Source organism: Micromonospora sp. C95, from assembly GCF_018070465.1.
Taxonomy (GTDB): domain Bacteria; phylum Actinomycetota; class Actinomycetes; order Mycobacteriales; family Micromonosporaceae; genus Micromonospora.
The window spans coordinates 481,984-501,828 of sequence record NZ_JAGPXT010000002.1 but is presented as its reverse complement, the minus strand read 5'-3'; the positions used below and the strand labels follow the sequence as shown (position 1 = coordinate 501,828).

The following is a 19,845-nucleotide window of genomic DNA, read 5'->3' as shown; positions in this document are numbered from 1 at the left end:
GGGGGGGGGGGGGGTGGGGGGAGGGGAGGGGAGGGGTGGTTAGGGGAGGGGGAGGGTCAGGAGGAGGAGGGTGGTGGTGAGGCCGGCGATGACGACGATGAGGACGGGGCGGGGGCTGAGCACGGCGTGGCGGCGGTCGGCGATCAGACGCGCCGGGATCAGGCCCAGCACCGGACCGAGCAGCGTCACCACCAGGGCCAGCACCGGCAGACCGACGGCCAGGTCACCGTCGTTGCGGGTACCCAGGGCGCGGGCGACGGCGCCGAGCGCGTACGCCAGCAGCGCGCCGCCGACGCCGCACAGCGCCAGCAGCGGGTTGACGTTGCCCGGCAGCTCGCCGGGCTGACGGGTGCGGCGCAGCAGATCGCGTACCCCCTCCAGCAGCGCGTCCGGGTCGCCGGTGGCCTCCGACGCGGGGGCCGGCGGTGCCCCGGCCCGCCGACCGCCGCCACCGAGCCGGGTGTTCAGCTCCTGCCACAGCACCGCCACCTCGGCGTCCACCCGCTCCTGCGCCTCGCGCGCGGCCGCCAGCTCCCGCTCGGCCCGGTTCACCTCGTCGGCGGACTCCGCCACCGCCCGGTCCGCCGCCGCGCACTGCTGCTCGTACCAGGTCCGCGCCTCCGCGCGCTGCTCCCGCACCCGGGTCGTCAGCCCGGCGAGCCGGCGCAGCTGGGCCGCGTACGTCTGGCTGGTGACCGGTTCGTTCATCGGGCCGGTCCGTAGGGGATGATGGTCTGCCCGGTCCGGTGCACGGCCCGGTCGAAGAAGAGCCCACGCCACGGGCGGGGGTACCAGTCCGGGCCACCACTGCCCGGGTACAACGACGGGCCCAGTTCACCGCCGTGGGTGTCGAGCGCCACCCAGGCGCCGATCTGATCGGTACGCGCGCCGGTGCCGCCCAGGTCGGCGCGCATCCGGGCGACCCCGCGCCACCAGGCCAGCACATGGGTACGCCGCTCGGGGCCGTCGTGCAGGATCCGGCGCAGGTTCTCCAGCCCGGTGGCCCGCCCGGTGCGGGCGGCGAGCGTACCGGCCGCCGCGTCGACGGCGAACAGCAGCAGATAGTGCGGTGCCCCGGTGGCACCGGGCGCGCCCAGCGCCTCGGCGGTCTCGGCCATCAGTTCGGCCACGGTCTCCTCGTCGTACCAGGCGGCGTCGTCGGCGAGATCCTCGTAGAGGGCCCGGGCCGCCGGGTCGGCGTCCGGGTCCAGGCAGGCGATCGAGAAGCGGGCGCTGCCGGGGCGATGCTGCCGGGCCAGCGAGCGGGCCGCCGCGTCCAGCACCGCGCACGCCTCGTCGACCCGCGTACCCAGGACGGCCAGGTTGCGGCCCGGCGCCCGGGGCAGGCGCAGCGCCGCCGAGCGGGCCTGCACGTCGATGATCTCGCCGAGCAGCGCGACCGGCCCTCGGGGCGTACCGACCTCCGGCGCCCGCAGCGCCCGGAAGTCCGGCGCGTCGGCCAGCCGGGGCACGGCGTCGCCGTCGAAGAGACGGGCGGGCGAAGCCTCGGCCGGGCGCATCCGCCACAGCCGGTGTTGCAGGTCGCTCCACGTCTCCCAGTCGCTTGCCGACGGGATCCGGGCCACCTGGTTGCCCTCGGTCAGACCCGACTCGGCGTTCACCACCGCGTGGAACTTCGGTAGCGACTGGGCGGCGTCGTTGCGTTCGGCGAGGATGCGCAGCGCCTTCGGCAGCGCGATGCGCAGGGTGAACTGGGCGACCAGCGCGGGACGGCCCCACAGCGCCTCGATGCCGCGTACGTCCTGCGAGGCCAGCACCAGATGGATGCCCTGGGAGCGACCCCGACGGGCCAGGTCCTCCAGCAGGTCGGCCGCCTCCCGGGCGACCGCGTCCCGGCCGGCCAGCAGCATCTGGAACTCGTCGACCACCGCGACGATGCGGGGCCAGTGCCCGGTCGGGTCCACCGCACGCAACTCCGCCAGCTTGGTGACCTCGTGCTTCTTGGCCGCGTCCGCCCGTCGGCGCAGTTCCTCGGCCAGGAAGCGCAGCAGCGCCAGGCCGAACTCCCGGTCGGTGTTGACGTTGATGCCGACCAGCCGCATGTGCGGCAGCCAGCTCGGGTCCCGCCGCCCCTGGGCGAACCGGGCGAAGGACACCCCCTCCTTGAAGTCCAGCAGGTAGAACTCCAGCTCGGCGGGGGAGTAGCGGGCCGCGAGAGCCCCGATCCAGGCGAAGATCAGGTTCGTCTTGCCGGTGCCCGAGGGACCGCCGATCAAGGCGTGCGGTGGGTAGTCGCCGAGGGTGACCAGCACCGGGCGGCCCTGCGGTCCCTCGCCGATCGGCGCGGTCAGCCCGGTCGCCGAGTCCTCCCGCCACATCTGCTCGGCCGGCGGCAGCAGGTCGGTGAACGGGGTGGGCGCCGGGCCGGCACTGACCACGGAGGCGATGTCCCGGCAGGTCTCGGTGACCAGGGCGGCCGGCGGCGGCGGGTCGAGCCGCACCGCCATGCCGTCGATCCGGGCGCCGTCGGCGGTCACCGTCACCCGGGTGACCGTCGGGCCGTCGGGCACCGGCACGCCCCGCACGATCAGGTGTACGCCGCAGGCCACACCGGCGCGTACCACCCGGTCGAGTTGGCCGCGCTCGTGCCGGGACAGCTCGTCCCCGCCGAGCAGCACGGCGACCCGCCACGGCTCCGGGCGGCGACCCGTCGCGGCGGCCAGGTCGCGCAGCGACGCGTGCTCGCCGGCCAGCACGGTCTCGTTGATCCGGCGGATCTGTTCCACCAGGTCGTCCAGGAGCCGGCCCAGGCCGCCCGGACCGACGAAGGTGAGCAGCCCGGCCGGGCCCAGCGGGGCGAATCCGGCCAGCCCGCCACCGAGCCGGTCCGGGTCGTAGCCGACCAACCGGACACTGCCCGGTGCCGCCCGGCCCAGGCTGCGCAGCAGCAGCGCGGCGACCACGGCAGCACAGCCGTCGGCGTCCCCGTCCAGCCGCACGTGCCCGGCGTCGAGCAGCGGCAGCAGCGCCGGCACCGGTTCGGTGCCGGCCAGCCGGACGGTGCCGATCCGGGTCGCTCCCGGCGGTTCGGCCCGTGCGGCCGGGGTGGGACGCCACCCCGGCCAGTCCGCCGAACCCGCGCCGGGCGCCTCCCGGGCCGCGGCCTCGGCCGCCTCCCGGGCCAGCATCGCCAACCGTGTGCCGTGCCGCGAGTCGATCTCGGCCAGGCGGCGGTCGCGTTCGGCGCCGACGCGCTCCGGCACGTCGGCGGCGGCCCGCCGTACCCGCGCCGCCCGCTCGCGCGCGGCGGCGAGCGTGATCTGTGCCGTGGCCGACCGTTCCCGGGACGCGCCGAGCGCCTCGGCGAGCAGTTCCCGGACGCGGGTGACCAGCTGGTTGCGCCGGTCAGCCATCGATCCCGCGCCTCGGCCGGCCGACTCCGTCGCGGGCGGGGGGCCGGGAGGGCGCCCCTGACCACGGTGTCACGCGGCCGTGGCCGGATCTGGTCGGCCCGGACGGTGGACCGGGCTCCGAAAGTCTGCCGAGACCCGGCTCGCCGCCCCGTCCGGCCGGCCGGCCGCCGGTCGCCCCGCCGTCGTCCGGCCGGACACCACCCGCGCCGCCGGTGCCCTCGGACGGCAGGTCGCGGCCGAGGCGGTCGAGTAGGACACCGGTGAGCACCCCGGCGGTGACCGCCGGGTCGGCGGCGTGCGGCTGCTCACCCTCGCCCCGGCGCGGCGGAGGCATCCGGCAGACCCGGCTGAGCAGTGTGTCCAGCACCGGGGCCGGCAGCCCGGGCAGCAGGTCGCGGACCCGACCGTCAAGTTCGCGGTGCAGCCGGGCCAGGTCGTCGCCGCGCGGCGGATGACCGAGCAGCTCGCTGGCGAGGTCGCGCAGCAGCGGCGGGGCCACGGCGGCCAGTCCGAGGCCGACATCGGCGTGGGCGCCGCGCAGGTCGCGGTGCAGCCGGTCCCGGTCACCGGCCCGGACCCCGCGTACCACCCGGTGCAGCAGTTCCCGGGAGTCGGCGACGCGTTCGTCAGGTTGCTCGGCCGGGCCTTCCCGCCCGCCGGTCAGCTCGGCCACCCGCACCGACCACCAGCGGCGCAGCCGCACCTCGCCGGCCGGCTCCGGCGTGGCGACCTGCGGTTCGGCCGCCCCGGGCGCGTCGTGCACCGGCCGCCGCTGCGGCTGCCCGGCAGCCGGTGGCGCTCCGTCGGGCGCCAGCCCGATCGCGGCGAGGTACGCGGTCAGCTGCTCCTGGGCCAGCCGCAACGCATAGCCGGCGGTCTCCGCGTGCTCGGTGGCGCTGGACAGCTCCGGCACTCCCATCGGGTTGGCCGACTCCTGACGCACCCAGCGCAGCCGCTCACTGGCCAGCCCGAACTTCTCCAGCGCCTGCCCGAGCAGGCCAAGCGGCAACTCCTCGGCGGCGGCACGGACCTGCGCACCGACCTCCTCGACGATGGACACGCCCGCCCCTACAGCGTCGAGACGTACTGCTGGGCCTGCTCGACCGCGACGAGTGTCGCGGCGAGGCACTCCTCCAGCTCCTGGCTGGCCTGGGTCAACGACGCCTGCGCCGCCTCGACCGTGGTGTGACCGCTGCCCTCCAGCGCCCCGGCGAGGGTCTGCTGTGCCTCGGCCAGCTTCTCGCCGGCGGCCTGCACGGCGCTCTGGCCGTCACCGATCTGCTGAAGTGCGACATCGATGGCTGCCTTGAGCTCGGCGACGCTCGCCACGCGGAACCTCCTGGGGGCGGGGAGGACTCCATTAGAGCCTATGCCGGTAGGGGACAGAACAACTGCCCTGTCAGTGTTCCTGCCCCGCTGACCGGTTGTCGACCAAAGACGCCCCGGGTCCGGTTCGTGGGACCGGTGGCCGGGCGTTCACCCAGCGCCACCCCCGGTCAGCCACCGTGGCCCGCGTACCTCGGCGCCGTACCCGGTGACCCGTTCCCGCAGTTCGCGGTCGGCCGTCACCACCACCCGACGTCGCTGCCCGGCGTGGGTCACCAGATCCACCACGGCGTCGTCGCCGGAACCGGCGGCGGAGACCACGCGTACCCCCTCGACGCCCGGCACGCCCCGGGCCGCGCCCTCCACCACCAGCACCACCTCGACCGGTGGCGGCAGGTCCGGCGGCAGACCCCGCCCACCCAGCGGAACGAGCGTGTCGCGTAGTCGGGCGGTGGCCCCGGCCCGGTCGCGCCACCAGCCGTTCGGGCGCGAGCCCACCACGTTTGCCGCGTCCACGATCAACAACGGTGTCGGTTCCATCCGTTCAGCCTGCCATCCGGTGGCGGCACCGGCGGGTTGGCCCTTCGTGGCGTTTGTCCGGCCGGTGCCTGGGTAGCCCGTGCCGACCGTCTCGCGCCCGACCGCGGAGGACAGACATGATTGGACCCGGTGACTTCGGCTCCGACCCGTGGGACGAGTTCCTGGCGCGGTACTTCGGTCGGGGCGAGGGCGGGCGGCGCCCGGCGCACCGGGTCGACATCACCCGACTGATGACCGCCGACGCGCGGGAGATGCTCGCCGACGCGGCGCGCCGGGCCGCGCAGAAGCAGAGCAACGACCTGGACACCGACCACCTGCTCTGGGCGGCATTGCAGCGGGAGCCGCTGCGCGACCTGGTCCGGCGGGCGGGCGCGGACCCGGACACCCTGGTCAACGCGCTGGGCGGACGCGGCGACGGCGCCCCGCACGGCGAGGTGCCGCCGAACCTGTCGCTGACCCCGGCGGCCAAGCGGGCGCTGCTCGACGCGCACCAGTTGTCCCGGGCGATGGGCGCCAACTACATCGGGCCCGAGCACATCCTGATGGCCCTGCCGCTCAATCCCGAGTCGCCCGCCGGCCGGATGCTCGCCGCCGGCCGGATCCAGCCGGAGTCGCTGCAGGCCGCCAACGCCGAACGCGGTCCGGCGAACGGCCCCCGGCCGGACCGGGGCACGCCGACGCTCGACCAGTACGGCCAGGACCTCACCGACCTGGCCCGCAACGACCAGATCGACCCGGTGATCGGGCGCGCCGACGAGATCGAGCAGGCGGTGGAGATCCTGTCCCGCCGTACCAAGAACAACCCGGTGCTCATCGGTGAGGCCGGCGTCGGCAAGACCGCGATCGTGGAGGGTCTGGCCGAGAAGATCTGCGACGGCGACGTGCCGCAGACGCTGCTCGGCAAGCGGGTGATCCAGCTCGACCTGGCCGGCCTGGTCGCCGGCACCCGGTACCGGGGCGACTTCGAGGAACGGCTGAAGAAGGTGATCGACGAGATCCGGGCCCACCGGGAGGAGCTGATCATCTTCCTGGACGAGATCCACACCCTGGTCGGGGCGGGCGGCGCGGGCAGCGAGGGCGGCATGGACGCGTCGAACATGCTCAAGCCGGCGCTGGCGCGCGGCGAACTACGGGTGATCGGCGCGACGACCCTCGACGAGTACCGGCGCAGCATCGAGAAGGACGCCGCGCTGGCCCGGCGCTTCCAGCCGGTGTTCGTGCCCGAACCCAGCGTCGAGGACACCGTAGCCATCCTGCGGGGGCTGCGGGACCGCTACGAGGCACACCACCAGGTGCGGTTCACCGACGAGGCGTTGGTGACCGCAGCCGAACTGTCCGACCGCTACCTCACCGACCGTTTCCTGCCGGACAAGGCGATCGACCTGATCGACCAGGCCGGCGCCCGGGTCCGGCTGCGTACCCGGACCCCGGACGCCGACGTGCGCGACCTGGAACAGCAGCTTGAGGAGGTACGGCGGGACAAGGAGCAGGCGGTCGCCGACGAGCAGTACGAACGCGCCTCCGCGCTGCGCGACCGGGTCGCCGAACTGGAGAGCCAGGTGCAGCGGGCCCGGGGCGACGACGGCGGCGGCAGCCAGGTGCCGGAGGTGGGGCCGGAGGAGATCGCCGAGGTGGTCTCCCGGGCCACCGGCATCCCGGCCAGCCAGCTCACCGAGGAGGAACGGGACCGACTGCTGCGGCTGGAGGGCCAGCTGCACGAGAAGGTCGTCGGGCAGGACGACGCGGTCACCGCGGTCGCCGAGGCGGTCCGGCGCTCCCGTACCGGCCTGGCCGACCCGAACCGGCCGATGGGCAGCTTCCTGTTCCTCGGCCCCACCGGCGTCGGCAAGACCGAACTGGCACGGGCGTTGGCCGAGGCGTTGTTCGGCGAGGCGGACCGGATGGTCCGGGTGGACATGAGCGAGTTCCAGGAGCGGCACACGGTGAGCCGGCTGGTCGGCGCGCCGCCCGGCTACGTCGGGTACGAGGAGGCCGGCCAGCTCACCGAGGCGGTCCGTCGGCGTCCGTACGCGGTGGTGCTGCTCGACGAGATCGAGAAGGCCCACCCGGACGTGTTCAACGTGTTGTTGCAGGTGCTCGACGACGGGCGGCTGACCGACAGCCAGGGCCGCACCGTCAACTTCAAGAACACCGTGCTCATCATGACGAGCAACATCGGTTCCGAGCTGATCACCGGCGCGCAGCGGGCGGTCGGCTTCGGTGCCGGCGAGCCGGGCAGCCCCCAGGAGAGCGACGAACTGCGGGAGCGGCTGATGCGCCGGTTGCAGGAGAACTTCCGCCCCGAGTTCCTCAACCGGATCGACGAGGTGATCATCTTCCGCCGGCTGGAGGCCGAGCAGCTGCGTCAGATCACCGAGCTGCTGCTGGAGGAGACCCGTCGCCGGTTGCACGCCCAGGACATCGAGGTGGACTTCACCACCGCCGGCATCGACTGGCTCGCCGAGCGCGGCTACCAGCCGGAGTTCGGTGCCCGGCCACTGCGCCGGGTGATCCAACGGGAGGTCGACAACCATCTGTCCCGGATGCTGCTGGAACAGCAGATCTCACCCGGTCAGCGGGTCACCGTCGACGCCCGGGACGACCGGCTGGCCTTCGACGTGTCGGCCGGCCGGGGACACGCCCGGGCGACGACCTCGCATCCCCGCTGACCGGAAGGGCACCGATGACCGAACCGGACGAGGCCCGCGAGGACGAGCGGACCGAGGCGATCCTGGCGCCACCGACGGCCAACCCAGCCCGGGTGCAGGTGCCGCCGGAGGGGCTGGGTGGGCAGACCGACGAGGGGCACCCGGAGGAGTCCGGGTCGCCGCCGGCAGAGGAGGGCTGATGGCACGCGAACAGCGACTCGACCCGGAGGTGGAAGTGCTCTGGGAGGACTTCCACGCCGAGGTCAACGTGCCGTCCGAGCAACTGCGACAGTGGCTGCTGACCCGCGGCTCCGGCGAGGCCGCGTTCGGCCCCGACCCGGACCTGAACCTGCCGGAGCCGGGCCGGCAGATCCTCGCCGTGCTGCGCAAGCGCAAGGTCGACCTGACGCCGGAGGACGTCGAGGTGATGCGGGACGCCGTCGAGCGGATCCGCTCGCTGACCGCCGCCAAGCCCGGCCGGGGCAACGCCGACGACGAATGGCGACACAGCCTGCTCGACCTGGGCCACGACGTGCTCGTCGAACGGTGACCCCGCCACGGGTGTCCCCGGCGCCGCCGCACCGCGCCGGAGACACCCGCACGTCCGGCCGGGCTACTCGGCTTCGGGTCGACCAACTCTCCATCAGACCCGGGGTTCGACACGTGGTCGATGCCGGTCTGCTCGAACGTGACGCCCGGGTCGCAGGCATCGTCGAGCTGATCATTTAGCCACCGGGCTGGCGCACCTGACGTCCTCGGCAGACCATGTGGGGGTGCTCTGCTCCGTCCGGTGGTTCGCGGCCTCCGCGATCGCCTATGCCGTGTTTCACCACGTCGGCAGCGGGTTTGCGTGGCTGGGACCGGTGGGGTCCGGGTCGACCCGCTGGGCCGACTGGATCGATTTGGCGACGCCCTACGCGTTCCTCCTGCCCGCCGCCGCTTCCCTCTGGCGCGCGGGAGGGACCTCGGCCGTGGTTTGGCTCGTCTACCTCGCAGGCGCCGTCACTTACGTCGAAGGACACGGCGTCCACCTGTCCGCCAACTCGATCAGCAACGCCACGTCCGCCGAGGCAGCCCACCTGTGGGACGAGGTCGTCGGCCACTACCTGTGGTTCACCGGTGCGATGCTGGTCTGGGCCGCGCTCGCGACGATCATCATCCGGCGAGATCCACCGCGCGGGCCGGTCCCGGCGCTGCTGGCGCTGGCCGTCGGGACGACTGCTGCGACCAACGCGCTGGAGGGTGGCACCGCTGTTCTCGGCCTGGCGGCCTTCGCCTGCTTCGCCGTCTGGGGCTGGCTCACCCGCGCCGGGTCTGGTCAACTCGTGTTGATCGCGTCGCTGCCCGCGCTGCTGGTCGTTGCCGGCTGGGGCGTCTGGCACGCTGGCTTTCCCCAACCCTCTGAACTCGGCTGGGGTTGACTTGAAGTGAGTTTCGTAGATACGTTTGGCCAATATTTGCGGTAACTCGCATCTGCTGACGACGATCCCTACGGGGGGTGATCGGTCGGAGAAACAGACTTTTCTTGCGCACGCGCCGCGCATTTCCGGATCTCGATTTACCGGCTGCGGCTGCCCACTGCTGAGCACAAGCTCTAAGCTGCGCTGAAAGGAATCAGCATGCCCAAAATCAGAACGGTTGCTGGAGTGGCGGCGTTGGTCGGTGCCGCACTCCTCGTCATGCCGGTCAATGCCGTGACCGGCCAACCGGCCCCGGCGCCCCAATTGGCAAAGCCGGTGTCGAACGGGGCCCTCGAGCGGGTGGCTCCGCCGAAGTCCCGCGCGGAGGCCGCCGCCCACAAGCCCGTGCCTCGACCGTTGTCGGTCGGCGTCTCCGCCGAACTCAAGCTCACCGCCGACCGGCACATGGCCGCCGACCCGGCCCTGCGTGCGTTGCTTCAGGGCACCACGTACAAGGTGGTCAAGGAAGGCACCTGGAGCCGGGCGGTGAGCACCGAGCGGATCGGCGTCGTGCGGGAAATCGAGCTCGCCAAGCCGGTCGATATGCCGATGCGCGGGTGGCCGGTCATGGTTTGGGATGACGCCCGCGACACCTACCAGCAGTACAGCTACAACGCCTCCTGGTCGAACGTCACCGGCGTGACCATCTTCGTCGACGACACGGCCGGCATCGTCGGGCTCACCCCCGACGAGGAGGCCGTGCCGACGCAGGGCTCGGGCAACGAATGGATCGCGAAGCTGCCCAAGGAGGCCCCGAAATGAGTGAAGCACTCGGCGGAATCCGCAGCCGTGTGGCCGTCCTCACGGCGGTGCTCGTCGCCGTGACGGCGGCCCTGGTCGGCGTGCCCTCCAGCAACCCGGCAACTGCGGCGACATCGCGCATCCAATGCTATTACTTCGATTTCGACGGCATCCAGTTCCACAACTACGACTATCTCGACAAGGTGTCGGACTGCAATGCGGTCGACTGGGCCACCAGCGTCGTGTTCTGGGACTGGGCCGACATCGACTTCGTCAAGAGCACGCTTGACGACTTCGGCTTCGAGGACTCGAGCTGGCAGGACATGTACATGCCGGTCCGCACCGGCAACACCGCCGCGGTCTGGGACGACGACGGCGGCAAGAAGGAGATCGCCTGCCCGGCCGTCGGTCTGGAGACGCGGCACTACCGCATCTACGCGCCTCCCTCGACCGACTATATGTATCACCCTGGCCTCGGGTACTTCGTCGTCGGATCGACACACTGGGACGCCAACGAGTGCCCGCCGATCGGCAAGCGCCACTACGGCAGCGAGGAGGCCGAGCAAACCATCGCTGACCGGATGGAGGCAGGCGGCTATTGGGTCGACCGCGAGTGGTCCGACTTCGACAACTGGGAGCCCTACCGCGTCGAGGGTGACCACACCTGGGAGAACAGCGGTTACGCCACCTACATCGCCACACCCTACCCCGGGTGAGGCACCGATGACGCGGAGCCGACACCGGCTTGCGCGGGTCGTCCTCGTCGCCCTTTTCGTCGTGCCCTCCGGCGTTGCAACCACCGGAGGGCCGGCAATCGCCGGCTCCACAGAGTGGACCGTCAGCGAGATGGCGACGCGGGAACGCACCCTGACCGGCGACCGGACCCAATTCTCGGCGCGCTGGACCCTGACCGCCGGAGACCTCGCGCCCTGGTTCACGACGCGGCTGAAGATGCGGATCACTTTCGCCCGCGGCGCGCCAGCCGACGGCACCGCCCGCGTGGTCGGCGCGCTCAACGACAGCCCGGCCGCCCTGGTGACGCTGCGGGCCCAGCCCGGTGGCGGCACACGGGTCTTCTACGACGGATACCTGTCCGGGCCGGTCACCACCGTCACGAAGGAGGACTCCATCGTCGTCGACTACGAGAACTATCCGAGGGCGGGCTCCGTCAGCCCGGGGCCCAACACCTTCAAGGTCGCCCTGCAGGACGGCGACGGGCTGGTCGACCGGGTGGAGATCGACCCCGCGAGCGGGTTCACTGCCACCACCATCCAACCCGAACAGCTCAGCATCGCTCTCCCAAAGAAGCTGAGCGCCGAGGTCGGCGAGCAGTTCACCCTGCCCTACGAGGTGTCGAGCCGAGCCGAGCGGGCTGACCGTCCGTTGAGCGTCCTGGTCGAGAGTGCGGGTGGACCGCTCGAGCTCGACCGCGATCAAGACACGTTCTCGACCACTGGCACCAAACAGACCGGGGAGTTCACCGGAACTGCCACCCAGCCGGGGCGCTACGAGCTGCGGGTCGCCGCCAACGGCGGTTACAATCCCGCGGCCGGAACCGTCCTGGTGGACGTCAAACCCGCGGGCCGGCGCGGCCCGGGGCTGGCCGCCGTGATCGGAGCGGTTATGCTCGTCGGCGTGGCCTTCCTGCTGTTGACCGGCAGCCGACGTCGCGCCGACCGGCGACGGGCGTGAACCCATGAGATCAGCGGGCTGGCCGTTGATCGGGCTGGTCGCGGGCGCGGCCGCCGGCTGGCTCTGGGGCTGGTCCGCGAGCGACTACGAGGCGATCGACTCGGCCGTCGGCACCGCGCTGCTCGGCGCGGTGGCCGGCCTGCTTGCCGGCGCGACCGCCTACTCGCTCACCCGCCGCAAGCGTGACAGAGACTGACGGGCTCACTCGGCTTCGAGGCTGGCGATGGCCAGCCCGGCGGCGTCGGCGGCGGCCTGCCGGTCGGCGCGGGTCTGCTCCTCGCGGGTGAGCAGGTTGGCGTACTCGGCCAGGTCGGCCGGGTCCGGCACCTCCGGCAACCGGCGCAGGAAGGCTTCGCACTCCCGGACGGCGGCGGTGTGCGCGGCGGCGGCCCGACGGAGCAGTTCGCGCTCGTCGGCGGCGGGATAGAGGTCGGTCATACCCGCCCCTTACCCGCGCTCAGCCGGTTCGCACCCGGTGCGCAGCCACCACCGGCGCCGGTCGCCGGACACCGAACGCCGGGTTGCGCAGCAGCCAGGCCAGGTACGCCGGATGCGGCGCGAGGGCGTCGGTGTACGCGACCAGGGCGGTCTCCAGCACCAGGTCGGCGGTGCGGGCGGCGGCGGACTCCGGATGCCAGCCCAGCATCAGCCGCCAGCGCAGCGGCGTGTCGACCAGCCGGCGGGTCACCAGACCGGCAACCGGCCGGAAGGTGGCCTGGCACAGCGCCACCGCCTCGCCGGCGTCCACCAGGTCGATGCAGCTGCGTACGTCGGCCTCGTACACCTTGCGGGGGGTGAACCCGGCCCGGGCGCAGGCGGCGGCGAAGCAGTCGCCGAAGCAGCCGTCCCCCGGCGCCGCCACCCACTGCTCGTGCCGCAGGTCGGCCAGGTCCACCTCGTCGCGCCCGGCCAGCGGGTGGGTCTCCGGCAGCAGCACCATGACCGGGTCGACGGCGACCTCCCGCCAGCTCAGCCCGTAATCCGCCGACGGTGTCGAGTCACCACACACCCCGGTCAGCGCGTAGTCCAGCCGGCCGCCGGCGACCAGCTGGGCCAGCTCGTCGACCGACCAGGAGGCGTGCGTGCTGATCTGCGCCTGCGGCTGCTCGGCGGCCAGCCGGTGCACCAACCGACCCAGGATCGGGCTGTTCACCCCGCCGAACCGGTACCGGCGGGGCGCGTCCCCCGCGCCGGCCAACCGGGCCGCCTCGTCCTGCAGGCCCTTCATGGCCGGCAGCAGCACCCGGGCCCGGGCCAGCACCAACTCGCCGAGCGCGGTGGGCCGCGCGCCGCGCCGGTCCCGTTCGAACAGCGGCCCGCCGAGGGTACGTTCGATCCGCTGGAGCTGGGCGGTCAGCGCCGGCTGGGCCAGCCCGAGCGTCGAGGCCGCCTTGGTCACGCTCCCCGTCTCCGCGATGGCGCAGACCACCCGCAGGTGGCGCAACTCCAGATTCATAGCGTGACGGTAGGGCCACGGCGCAGCTGGCGGTAGTGCCTGGACGGATCAACGACCATGAACGTGGCGCGGGTCTCTCACCGAGGTGGCGGCTCGGTCAGCTCACTCATCTGGGTGTGCCGGCCGGCGAGGACGTCCCGAACCTTGTCCACCACCCCGACCGCCGGCTCGACGATCCGGTTCCACGGCGGGTTGTGCGGCACCGCCGGATGCGGGCGGGTCGGTGCCGCCTCCTCGGCGATCTCCAACCGGTTGCCGAGCCGGATCAGCTCCTCCTCGGTGGCGGCGGCGCACAGCCGCTGCACCAACGGGTCGACCGCACGGGCGTGCGCCTCGACCCGGGCGGCCACGTCGGGCAGGGCCTCGTCGGTCAGCCCCTGCAGGGCCCGCAGCAGCTCGACGTCGCCGGCCAACACCTCGTCGACGAGCGGGTTCGCGCCGTCCACGGCGTGCCGGACGGCGGGCAGCAGGTACTGCTCCTCCCCGGAGAGGTGCCGCGACAGGGCGGCGACCAGGACGTCGCGGCCGTGCTCCGGGTCCGGCCCGGGCTCGATCAGCCGCCGGGTCAACTCCAGCAACTGCCGGTGCTCCTCGGCGACGAGGTCGGCGATGCTGCGGCCGGGGGGCTGGTATTCGTCCCCGGGGGTGGGCGGCAGCGGCGGCAGGTGGACGGACATGGTCGCCTCCTGGGCGGGCGGGCGGAGCGACGAGATGGCTTCGACGGGCATCGGGCAGGCGCGGCAGTACCCGCAGCCGCCCGAACCGAAACTCTAGGCTGATATGAAGGCACGATGACGAGCGACGCCCACGCCGCCCTCCCCGCGCCGACCGACGAGGTCGTCGAGCTGTGCCGGGACCTGCTGCGCATCGACACCACGAACACCGGCGACAACGACACCAGCGTCGGCGAACGCGGCGCGGCCGAGTACGTCGCGGAGAAGCTCGCCGACGTCGGCATCACCCCGGTCGTCCACGAGTCCGCGCCCGGCCGGGCCAACGTGGTCGCCCGGATACCCGGCACCGATCCCAGTCGCGGTGCGTTGCTCGTGCACGGGCACCTGGACGTCGTACCGGCGGACGCCGACGAGTGGTCGGTGCACCCGTTCTCGGGCGAGCTGCGCGACGGCTATCTGTGGGGCCGCGGTGCCATCGACATGAAGGACTTCGACGCGATGGTCCTCGCGGTGGTGCGGGACTGGCAGCGTACGGGGGTGCGCCCGCCACGGGACATCGTGCTCGCGTACACCGCGGACGAGGAGGCGGGCAGCGAGTACGGCGCCCACTTCCTGACCACCCGGCACCGTGACCTCTTCGACGGCTGCACCGAGGGCATCGGTGAGGTCGGTGGCTTCTCGTACACGGTGGACCCGTCGCGGCGGCTCTACCTGATCGAGACCGCCCAGAAGGGCATCGACTGGCTGCGGCTGCACGCCAAGGGCCGGCCCGGGCACGGCTCGATGCTGCACGACGACAACGCGGTCACCGCGCTGGCCGAGGCGGTGGCCCGGATCGGCCGGCACCGCTTCCCGGTGGTGGTCACCGACACCGTGCGCGCCTTCCTGGAGGAGGTCTCCGAGGTCCTCGGCATCGAACTGGACCCGGACGACCCGGAAGCCGCCATCGCCAAGCTCGGCCCGATCGCGAACATCATCGGCGCCACCATCCGTAACACCGCGAACCCGACCCGGCTCGCCGCCGGGTACAAGGACAACGTCATCCCCGGCCGGGCCAGCGCCACCATCGACTGCCGCAGCCTGCCCGGCCAGTCGGAGCTGCTGGAGCGGCAGCTGCGCGAGCTGGTCGGTCCGGACATCGCCATCGAGTACGTCCAACGGCAGCCGGCGCTGGAGACCACCTTCGACGGCGACCTGGTGGCGGCCATGGCCGCCGCGCTGCGGGCCGAGGATCCGGGCGCCCGGCCGGTGCCGTACATGCTCTCCGGCGGCACCGACGCCAAGGCCTTCGCGCAGCTGGGCATCAGGTGTTTCGGGTTCGCGCCGCTGCGGTTGCCGGCCGACCTGAACTTCTCGGCGCTGTTCCACGGCATCGACGAGCGGGTACCGGTGGACGGACTACAGTTCGGCGTGCGGGTTCTCGACCGGTTCCTGCGTACCTGCTAGACATCCTGGATTCTTCGTGAAGGGGACGCCTCACATGACCGACCAGCACGGTGAGCTGGACGCCGCCCTCGAGCGCGTGATCGAAGCGGCCCGCCACCACCTGGCCGCCGTCCGGGCCGCGCAGGGCCGGATCGACGACGACGACGTCTGGCAGGCGTACGTCGCGCTGAACAATGCGTCGTTCGCCTACGACGAGCAACTCATGGACGCCTTCGGCGAGGTCACCCCGTGGGACGTCGAGTCCATCGACCCGGACGAGGCCGACCAGCGTTTCGCCGCTGGCGAGGGCGTCGAGTCCACCGACCCGCACCCGCAGGTGATCTCCGTACGCCAGCGGCGTGACTACCGGGTGCCGAGCGTCTCCGCGTTGATCCGGGTCGCCGAGGCGGCCCGTCGGGAGGGCGTACCCGGAGACGAGGAGGTGCCGCCGGTGGAGGGTGTCGGCGAGGCGGTGCTGGAGCTGCTGCAGAGCGGCGACGGTTCGCTGGGCGCGCTCGACGTGCCGGAGCTGGAGCCGCTCGACGGCGTGGTGATGGTCAGCGAGGTCGGCATCCCGGTCGACCTGGAGTCGTTCGCCGACGACGACCCGCTGGGTCCGTTCCAGCCGGGCGCCGACGACCGCCTGGTCGGCCGCCTCGACGAGCACCCGTTCCTGGAACTCGACGACGAGCACGACCACGTGCACTGACAGCGTGGGCGCCCATCGGTCAGCGGGCCGGCCGCAACGGTCGGCCCGGTGATTGTCGGCTGCGTGCTGTCGAGCTGGGGGCGCGGACGGATCGGTCGGTGGGGTGCCACGCGCGGTCGCGGTTGGTCCGGTGGGGACCCGGTGGTTTGTCGTGTGCGTGCTGTCGAGCTGAGGGCGCGGACGGATCGATGGTGCGGTCCCGGGGTTCGCTGGTGCGATCGGGTCGCCTGGTGCGGATACCAGCGGGCGCCGGATCGTCGCGGCGATCACCGACGCGCGTCGAGCGGATGCTTGCCTGAGTCGCGCTTCTCGGCCGGCTCGGGTGACGCGGCCCGACGGCGGGTTCGCAAGGGCCCCGCGTCGGGATCGGGTCTGACCGACCCGACCGGGTGCGGCCCGGAGATGATCCGGGCCGACAAGGCGCGTGGCCGGCGGGATGAGAGCGCAAACGACTCAGCTCGACAGCGCACGAGGGAGACATACTTTCTCCGGGCCGGCGTCCGTCTGCGGCCGGCCACATATGGGCCCGCTGCCCGGCGCGCCGTCGACGGTCAGTACGACAGGCCCGGCTGCGGCTGGTTGACCCGTCGGCGGCGCAGCACCACCTGCCGCGTGCCGTCACGGAACAGCCGAACCCGGGCCAGTTCCCAACCGGAGAACTCCGCCTGGATCGCCAGCTGCGCCGCGGCGGTCAACCGGTCGACGTTCGGCGGTAACCGCAGCGGCGCGTATTCGTAGTCCATGGGGCCTATGCTGCCCAGCCAGACCCCCGAAGCGCCACCCTTCGGCACGTGATGCTCAACCGTCGCGCTCCGGATAGCCGACCTCCAGCGCCGAGACGTCGTCAAGCGCCGTGGTGATCTCCTCAGGCAGGGTCATCCGTTCCACCTGAAGCGCACCGAGCAACTGCCCCGAGGTACGCGCACCGAGGATCGGCGCGGTCACGCCTGGCCGATCCCGGATCCAGGCCAGCGCCACCTCCAGCGGGGAGACGCCGAGTCCGCTCGCGGCGGTGGCCACCGCCTCCACGATGCTGGAGCAGCGGGGCTCCAGATAGGTGGCGACAAAACGCTCGAAATGCGGCGACACCGCCCGGGAGTCCGCCGGCCGGCCGTGCCGGTACTTGCCGGTCAGCACGCCCCGACCGAGCGGCGACCAGGGCAGTACACCCAACCCGAGCGCCTCGCAGGCGGGTAGTACCTCCCGCTCCACCCCCCGCTCCAGCAGGGAGTACTCCACCTGTGCGGCGACCACCGGTGCCCGGCCCGGCCAGGCCGCCTGCCAGGCCGCCGCCCGGGCGGTCTGCCAACCGGAGAAGTTCGACACGCCGACGTAGCGCACCCGGCCACTGGCGACCGCGTGATCAAGTGCCGCGAGGGTCTCCTCCAACGGGGTCTGCGGATCGTAGCCGTGCACCTGGAACAGATCGACGTGGTCGGTGCCGAGCCGTCGCAGTGAGGCGTCCAGCGTACGCAGCAGGTGCCCGCGGGAGCCGTCCCGGCGTCGGGCTCCGCCCGGCCGGAGCCCCGCCTTGGTCGCGATCAACAACTCCTCGCGCGGCACCAGGCTGCCCAGCAGCGAGCCGATCACCGACTCGGCGTCACCGTCGCCGTAGACGTCGGCAGTGTCGATCAGGTTGCCGCCGGCGTCGAGGTAGCTCTTCAACTGCGCGGCCGCGTCGTCGGCGTCGGTGTCCCGGCCCCAGGTCATGGTGCCGAGTGCGAGCCGGGAAACCGCCAGCCCGCTGCGGCCGAGCGGTCGCTGCTGCATGGGTGAACCTTATTTCGAACCAGGGCCGGACGGATATCCTCGCTCCCGCCGAGTCTGCCCGGGGATCGGGGTGAGCCGGTGATCGTCCCTGCCGCCGACACCGCGTAACCTGATGCGACTGCGGATGGGGGAGGACTCTGTGCGACTCGGGCTTAGCCTCGGATACCAGACAGCGTGGAGCACGCCGGCCGATCACCTGGCCCTGGCTCAGGAGGCGGACCGGCTCGGCTACTCGGTGGTGTGGGCGGCGGAGGCGTACGGCTCCGACTCGCCGAGCATGCTGGCCTGGATGGCCGGGCAGACCCAGCGGATCGACATCGGCAGCGCGGTGATGCAGATCCCCGCCCGGACACCCGCGATGACCGCGATGACCGCGGCCACGATCGACTCGCTCTCCGGGGGGCGGTTCCGGCTCGGCCTGGGGGTGTCCGGCCCGCAGGTCTCCGAGGGCTGGCACGGCGTCCGCTTCGGTAGGCCGCTGGCCCGCACCCGGGAGTACGTGGACATCGTGAAGCTGGCGGTCGGCCGCAAGGAGGTCGCCTACGACGGCGAGTTCTACACGCTGCCGCTGCCCGACGGCCCCGGTAAGGCACTGCGGTTGGGCTTCCATCCGCCGCGCGAGCACATTCCGATCTATCTGGCCGCAGTGGGCCCGAAGAACCTGGAACTGGCCGGCGAGATCGCCGACGGTTGGTTGGCGGTCTTCTACGCCCCCGAGTTCGCCCAGGAGCAGCTCGCGGCGGTGCGGGCCGGGCGGGCCACGGCCGGCAAGGAGCTGGCCGGCTTCGACGTGGTGCCCTCCGTGCCGGTCGTGGTCGGCGACGACCTGAACTCCTGCGCCGAGCTGGTCCGCTGGTACGCCGCGCTGTATGTCGGTGGCATGGGCAGCCGCCAGCAGAACTTCTACAACCAGCTGGCCACCCGGATGGGCTACGGTGACGCCGCCCGCGAGGTGCAGGAGCTCTACCTGGCCAAGCGGCAGCGCGACGCCGCGGCGGCCGTGCCGATGGAGTTCATCGACCGGACCTCGCTGCTCGGACCGAAGGAGCGCATCGCCGAGCGGATGCGCGAGTACGCCGAGGCGGGGGTCACCACCCTGTCGGTGACTCTCTTCGCCGCCGACCGCGACACCGGTGTGCAGACCCTGCGGACCGTCGCCGAGGCGCTGGATCTCTCGGGAGTCGGGGAGTGACCTGGATCGAAGCCATCGTCCTGGGCATCGTCCAGGGCCTGACCGAGTTCCTTCCGGTCAGCTCGTCCGGTCACCTGCGGATCACCTCGGCGATCTTCTTCGAGCAGGACGCCGGAGCGTCCTTCACCGCGGTCACCCAGCTGGGCACCGAGGCGGCGGTGCTGCTCTACTTCGCCAAGGACATCTGGCGCATCGGCCGGACCTGGGTGGTCGGCATCTGGGACAAATCCGTGCGTTCCAGCCTCGACTACCGTATGGGCTGGTACGTCATCATCGGTTCCATCCCGATCGGCATCTTCGGTTTCCTGTTCAAGGACCAGATTCGCGAGACCGCCCGCAACCTGTGGGTGGTGGCCACCACCCTGATCGTGTTCGCCTTCGTGCTCGCCTTCGCCGAGTACTGGGGACGGCAGACCCGGACCCTGCGGGACTTCCGGATGCGCGACGGCGTGGTGATGGGGTTCGCCCAGGCGCTGGCGCTCATCCCCGGTGTCTCCCGGTCCGGCGCGACGCTCACCTTCGGTCTCTTCCTGAGCCTGACCCGGGAGACCGCGGCCCGCTACTCGTTCCTGCTGGCCATCCCGGCGGTGGTGATGTCCGGGATCTTCAGCCTGGGCGACGTCTTCGAACCGGCGGCGCCCGGCACCTCGGTACCCACGGTCGCGCAGATGGTCGTCGCCACGCTCATCGCGTTCGGCGTCGGCTACGCGGCCATCGCCTGGCTGCTGCGTTACGTCGCGCACCACACTCTGTACATCTTCGTGCTGTACCGGGTCGCGATCGGCACGCTCGTCCTGGCCCTGCTACTGACCGGGACGATAAGCGCCACCTGAGTTCT

22 protein-coding genes are annotated in these 19,845 nt (G+C 72.3%); 12 read left to right on the top strand and 10 right to left on the bottom strand.

Annotation, left to right across the window (positions count from 1 at the left end):
• Positions 1 to 39: 39 nt before the first annotated feature.
• From KBX00_RS04850 to KBX00_RS04830, 5 genes are all read right to left on the bottom strand, one after another.
• The gene (locus KBX00_RS04850; RefSeq protein WP_210823563.1) at positions 40 to 708 is read right to left on the bottom strand and encodes a hypothetical protein; all 669 of its coding nucleotides are present in this window, start codon (positions 706 to 708) and stop codon (positions 40 to 42) included.
• A complete protein-coding gene (locus KBX00_RS04845; RefSeq protein ID WP_210823561.1) occupies positions 705 to 3,374 on the bottom strand; it encodes an FtsK/SpoIIIE domain-containing protein in 2,670 nt (889 codons plus the stop codon). The genes KBX00_RS04850 and KBX00_RS04845 overlap by 4 nt, the downstream gene beginning before the upstream one ends.
• Complete coding sequence (locus tag KBX00_RS04840; protein WP_210823559.1) at positions 3,367 to 4,434, bottom strand: hypothetical protein; 1,068 nt, start codon at positions 4,432 to 4,434, stop codon at positions 3,367 to 3,369. Before KBX00_RS04840 ends, KBX00_RS04845 begins: the two co-directional genes overlap by 8 nt.
• An 8-nt stretch (positions 4,435 to 4,442) precedes the next feature.
• Entirely contained in the window at positions 4,443 to 4,703 is a 261-nt protein-coding gene (locus KBX00_RS04835) for a hypothetical protein (RefSeq protein ID WP_092379879.1), read from the bottom strand.
• A 147-nt stretch (positions 4,704 to 4,850) separates the two neighbouring features.
• Positions 4,851 to 5,240: a hypothetical protein gene (locus tag KBX00_RS04830; protein ID WP_210823557.1), complete on the bottom strand. Its 390-nt coding sequence runs from the start codon at positions 5,238 to 5,240 to the stop codon at positions 4,851 to 4,853.
• Positions 5,241 to 5,356: 116 nt separating this feature from the next.
• On the opposite strand from KBX00_RS04830, the gene KBX00_RS04825 reads away from it, so the two are divergent.
• The 8 genes from KBX00_RS04825 to KBX00_RS04790 all read left to right on the top strand — a co-directional run bounded on the left by KBX00_RS04825 (position 5,357) and on the right by KBX00_RS04790 (position 11,977).
• Positions 5,357 to 7,909 (top strand): ATP-dependent Clp protease ATP-binding subunit, encoded by a 2,553-nt coding sequence (locus KBX00_RS04825; RefSeq protein WP_210823555.1) that lies wholly within the window; start codon positions 5,357 to 5,359, stop codon positions 7,907 to 7,909.
• A gap of 14 nt (positions 7,910 to 7,923) precedes the next feature.
• Positions 7,924 to 8,088 (top strand): hypothetical protein, encoded by a 165-nt coding sequence (locus tag KBX00_RS04820; protein ID WP_166458402.1) that lies wholly within the window; start codon positions 7,924 to 7,926, stop codon positions 8,086 to 8,088.
• A complete protein-coding gene (locus tag KBX00_RS04815; RefSeq protein ID WP_210823553.1) occupies positions 8,088 to 8,438 on the top strand; it encodes a DUF3140 domain-containing protein in 351 nt (116 codons plus the stop codon). The genes KBX00_RS04820 and KBX00_RS04815 overlap by 1 nt, the downstream gene beginning before the upstream one ends.
• Positions 8,439 to 8,661: 223 nt before the next feature.
• Entirely contained in the window at positions 8,662 to 9,309 is a 648-nt protein-coding gene (locus KBX00_RS04810; RefSeq protein WP_210823551.1) for a hypothetical protein, read from the top strand.
• A 225-nt stretch (positions 9,310 to 9,534) separates the two neighbouring features.
• Positions 9,535 to 10,110, top strand: a complete 576-nt coding sequence (locus tag KBX00_RS04805) for a hypothetical protein (RefSeq protein ID WP_210823549.1) — start codon at positions 9,535 to 9,537, stop codon at positions 10,108 to 10,110.
• Positions 10,107 to 10,805, top strand: coding sequence for a hypothetical protein (locus tag KBX00_RS04800; RefSeq protein ID WP_210823547.1), 699 nt, complete (start codon positions 10,107 to 10,109; stop codon positions 10,803 to 10,805). The genes KBX00_RS04805 and KBX00_RS04800 overlap by 4 nt, the downstream gene beginning before the upstream one ends.
• A 130-nt stretch (positions 10,806 to 10,935) precedes the next feature.
• Positions 10,936 to 11,781 (top strand): hypothetical protein, encoded by an 846-nt coding sequence (locus KBX00_RS04795; RefSeq protein WP_210823545.1) that lies wholly within the window; start codon positions 10,936 to 10,938, stop codon positions 11,779 to 11,781.
• Positions 11,782 to 11,785: 4 nt separating this feature from the next.
• Positions 11,786 to 11,977 (top strand): hypothetical protein, encoded by a 192-nt coding sequence (locus KBX00_RS04790; protein ID WP_210823542.1) that lies wholly within the window; start codon positions 11,786 to 11,788, stop codon positions 11,975 to 11,977.
• Positions 11,978 to 11,982: 5 nt separating this feature from the next.
• Here the strand turns inward: KBX00_RS04790 and KBX00_RS04785 are convergent, their stop codons facing one another.
• The 3 genes from KBX00_RS04785 to KBX00_RS04775 all read right to left on the bottom strand — a co-directional run bounded on the left by KBX00_RS04785 (position 11,983) and on the right by KBX00_RS04775 (position 13,914).
• Positions 11,983 to 12,219, bottom strand: a complete 237-nt coding sequence (locus KBX00_RS04785) for a hypothetical protein (RefSeq protein ID WP_164447243.1) — start codon at positions 12,217 to 12,219, stop codon at positions 11,983 to 11,985.
• A gap of 19 nt (positions 12,220 to 12,238) precedes the next feature.
• Positions 12,239 to 13,237 (bottom strand): LysR family transcriptional regulator, encoded by a 999-nt coding sequence (locus KBX00_RS04780; RefSeq protein WP_210823540.1) that lies wholly within the window; start codon positions 13,235 to 13,237, stop codon positions 12,239 to 12,241.
• Between the two features lie 77 nt (positions 13,238 to 13,314).
• Positions 13,315 to 13,914 carry a hemerythrin domain-containing protein gene (locus KBX00_RS04775; RefSeq protein ID WP_210823539.1) on the bottom strand — a complete coding sequence of 200 codons (600 nt, stop codon included), beginning with the start codon at positions 13,912 to 13,914 and terminating at the stop codon, positions 13,315 to 13,317.
• A 114-nt stretch (positions 13,915 to 14,028) separates the two neighbouring features.
• Here KBX00_RS04775 and KBX00_RS04770 point away from each other — a divergent pair, with 114 nt between their 5' ends.
• Positions 14,029 to 15,357 carry a M20/M25/M40 family metallo-hydrolase gene (locus KBX00_RS04770; protein ID WP_210823537.1) on the top strand — a complete coding sequence of 443 codons (1,329 nt, stop codon included), beginning with the start codon at positions 14,029 to 14,031 and terminating at the stop codon, positions 15,355 to 15,357.
• Between the two features lie 34 nt (positions 15,358 to 15,391).
• Positions 15,392 to 16,045: a hypothetical protein gene (locus tag KBX00_RS04765; RefSeq protein WP_210823535.1), complete on the top strand. Its 654-nt coding sequence runs from the start codon at positions 15,392 to 15,394 to the stop codon at positions 16,043 to 16,045.
• 551 nt (positions 16,046 to 16,596) lie between these two features.
• Here the strand turns inward: KBX00_RS04765 and KBX00_RS04760 are convergent.
• Entirely contained in the window at positions 16,597 to 16,788 is a 192-nt protein-coding gene (locus KBX00_RS04760; protein ID WP_053655860.1) for a DUF5703 family protein, read from the bottom strand.
• A 55-nt stretch (positions 16,789 to 16,843) separates the two neighbouring features.
• Entirely contained in the window at positions 16,844 to 17,815 is a 972-nt protein-coding gene (locus KBX00_RS04755; protein WP_210823533.1) for an aldo/keto reductase, read from the bottom strand.
• 139 nt (positions 17,816 to 17,954) lie between these two features.
• Here KBX00_RS04755 and KBX00_RS04750 point away from each other — a divergent pair, with 139 nt between their 5' ends.
• Together KBX00_RS04750 and KBX00_RS04745 are read left to right on the top strand one after the other, a co-directional pair.
• Positions 17,955 to 19,007, top strand: coding sequence for an LLM class F420-dependent oxidoreductase (locus KBX00_RS04750; protein WP_210823531.1), 1,053 nt, complete (start codon positions 17,955 to 17,957; stop codon positions 19,005 to 19,007).
• Positions 19,004 to 19,840, top strand: coding sequence for an undecaprenyl-diphosphate phosphatase (locus KBX00_RS04745; protein ID WP_210823529.1), 837 nt, complete (start codon positions 19,004 to 19,006; stop codon positions 19,838 to 19,840). The genes KBX00_RS04750 and KBX00_RS04745 overlap by 4 nt, the downstream gene beginning before the upstream one ends.
• Positions 19,841 to 19,845: the final 5 nt, after the last annotated feature.

What these genes read in the sequence shown, in the direction of transcription:
- KBX00_RS04850 (WP_210823563.1), bottom strand. Translation starts at nt 708, where the DNA reads ATGAACGAACCGGTCACCAGCCAGACGTACGCGGCCCAGCTGCGCCGG.
- KBX00_RS04845 (WP_210823561.1), bottom strand. Translation starts at nt 3,374, where the DNA reads ATGGCTGACCGGCGCAACCAGCTGGTCACCCGCGTCCGGGAACTGCTC.
- KBX00_RS04830 (WP_210823557.1), bottom strand. Translation starts at nt 5,240, where the DNA reads ATGGAACCGACACCGTTGTTGATCGTGGACGCGGCAAACGTGGTGGGC.
- KBX00_RS04825 (WP_210823555.1), top strand. Translation starts at nt 5,357, where the DNA reads ATGATTGGACCCGGTGACTTCGGCTCCGACCCGTGGGACGAGTTCCTG.
- KBX00_RS04820 (WP_166458402.1), top strand. Translation starts at nt 7,924, where the DNA reads ATGACCGAACCGGACGAGGCCCGCGAGGACGAGCGGACCGAGGCGATC.
- KBX00_RS04815 (WP_210823553.1), top strand. Translation starts at nt 8,088, where the DNA reads ATGGCACGCGAACAGCGACTCGACCCGGAGGTGGAAGTGCTCTGGGAG.
- KBX00_RS04800 (WP_210823547.1), top strand. Translation starts at nt 10,107, where the DNA reads ATGAGTGAAGCACTCGGCGGAATCCGCAGCCGTGTGGCCGTCCTCACG.
- KBX00_RS04795 (WP_210823545.1), top strand. Translation starts at nt 10,936, where the DNA reads ATGGCGACGCGGGAACGCACCCTGACCGGCGACCGGACCCAATTCTCG.
- KBX00_RS04790 (WP_210823542.1), top strand. Translation starts at nt 11,786, where the DNA reads ATGAGATCAGCGGGCTGGCCGTTGATCGGGCTGGTCGCGGGCGCGGCC.
- KBX00_RS04785 (WP_164447243.1), bottom strand. Translation starts at nt 12,219, where the DNA reads ATGACCGACCTCTATCCCGCCGCCGACGAGCGCGAACTGCTCCGTCGG.
- KBX00_RS04780 (WP_210823540.1), bottom strand. Translation starts at nt 13,237, where the DNA reads ATGAATCTGGAGTTGCGCCACCTGCGGGTGGTCTGCGCCATCGCGGAG.
- KBX00_RS04775 (WP_210823539.1), bottom strand. Translation starts at nt 13,914, where the DNA reads ATGTCCGTCCACCTGCCGCCGCTGCCGCCCACCCCCGGGGACGAATAC.
- KBX00_RS04770 (WP_210823537.1), top strand. Translation starts at nt 14,029, where the DNA reads ATGACGAGCGACGCCCACGCCGCCCTCCCCGCGCCGACCGACGAGGTC.
- KBX00_RS04765 (WP_210823535.1), top strand. Translation starts at nt 15,392, where the DNA reads ATGACCGACCAGCACGGTGAGCTGGACGCCGCCCTCGAGCGCGTGATC.
- KBX00_RS04760 (WP_053655860.1), bottom strand. Translation starts at nt 16,788, where the DNA reads ATGGACTACGAATACGCGCCGCTGCGGTTACCGCCGAACGTCGACCGG.
- KBX00_RS04755 (WP_210823533.1), bottom strand. Translation starts at nt 17,815, where the DNA reads ATGCAGCAGCGACCGCTCGGCCGCAGCGGGCTGGCGGTTTCCCGGCTC.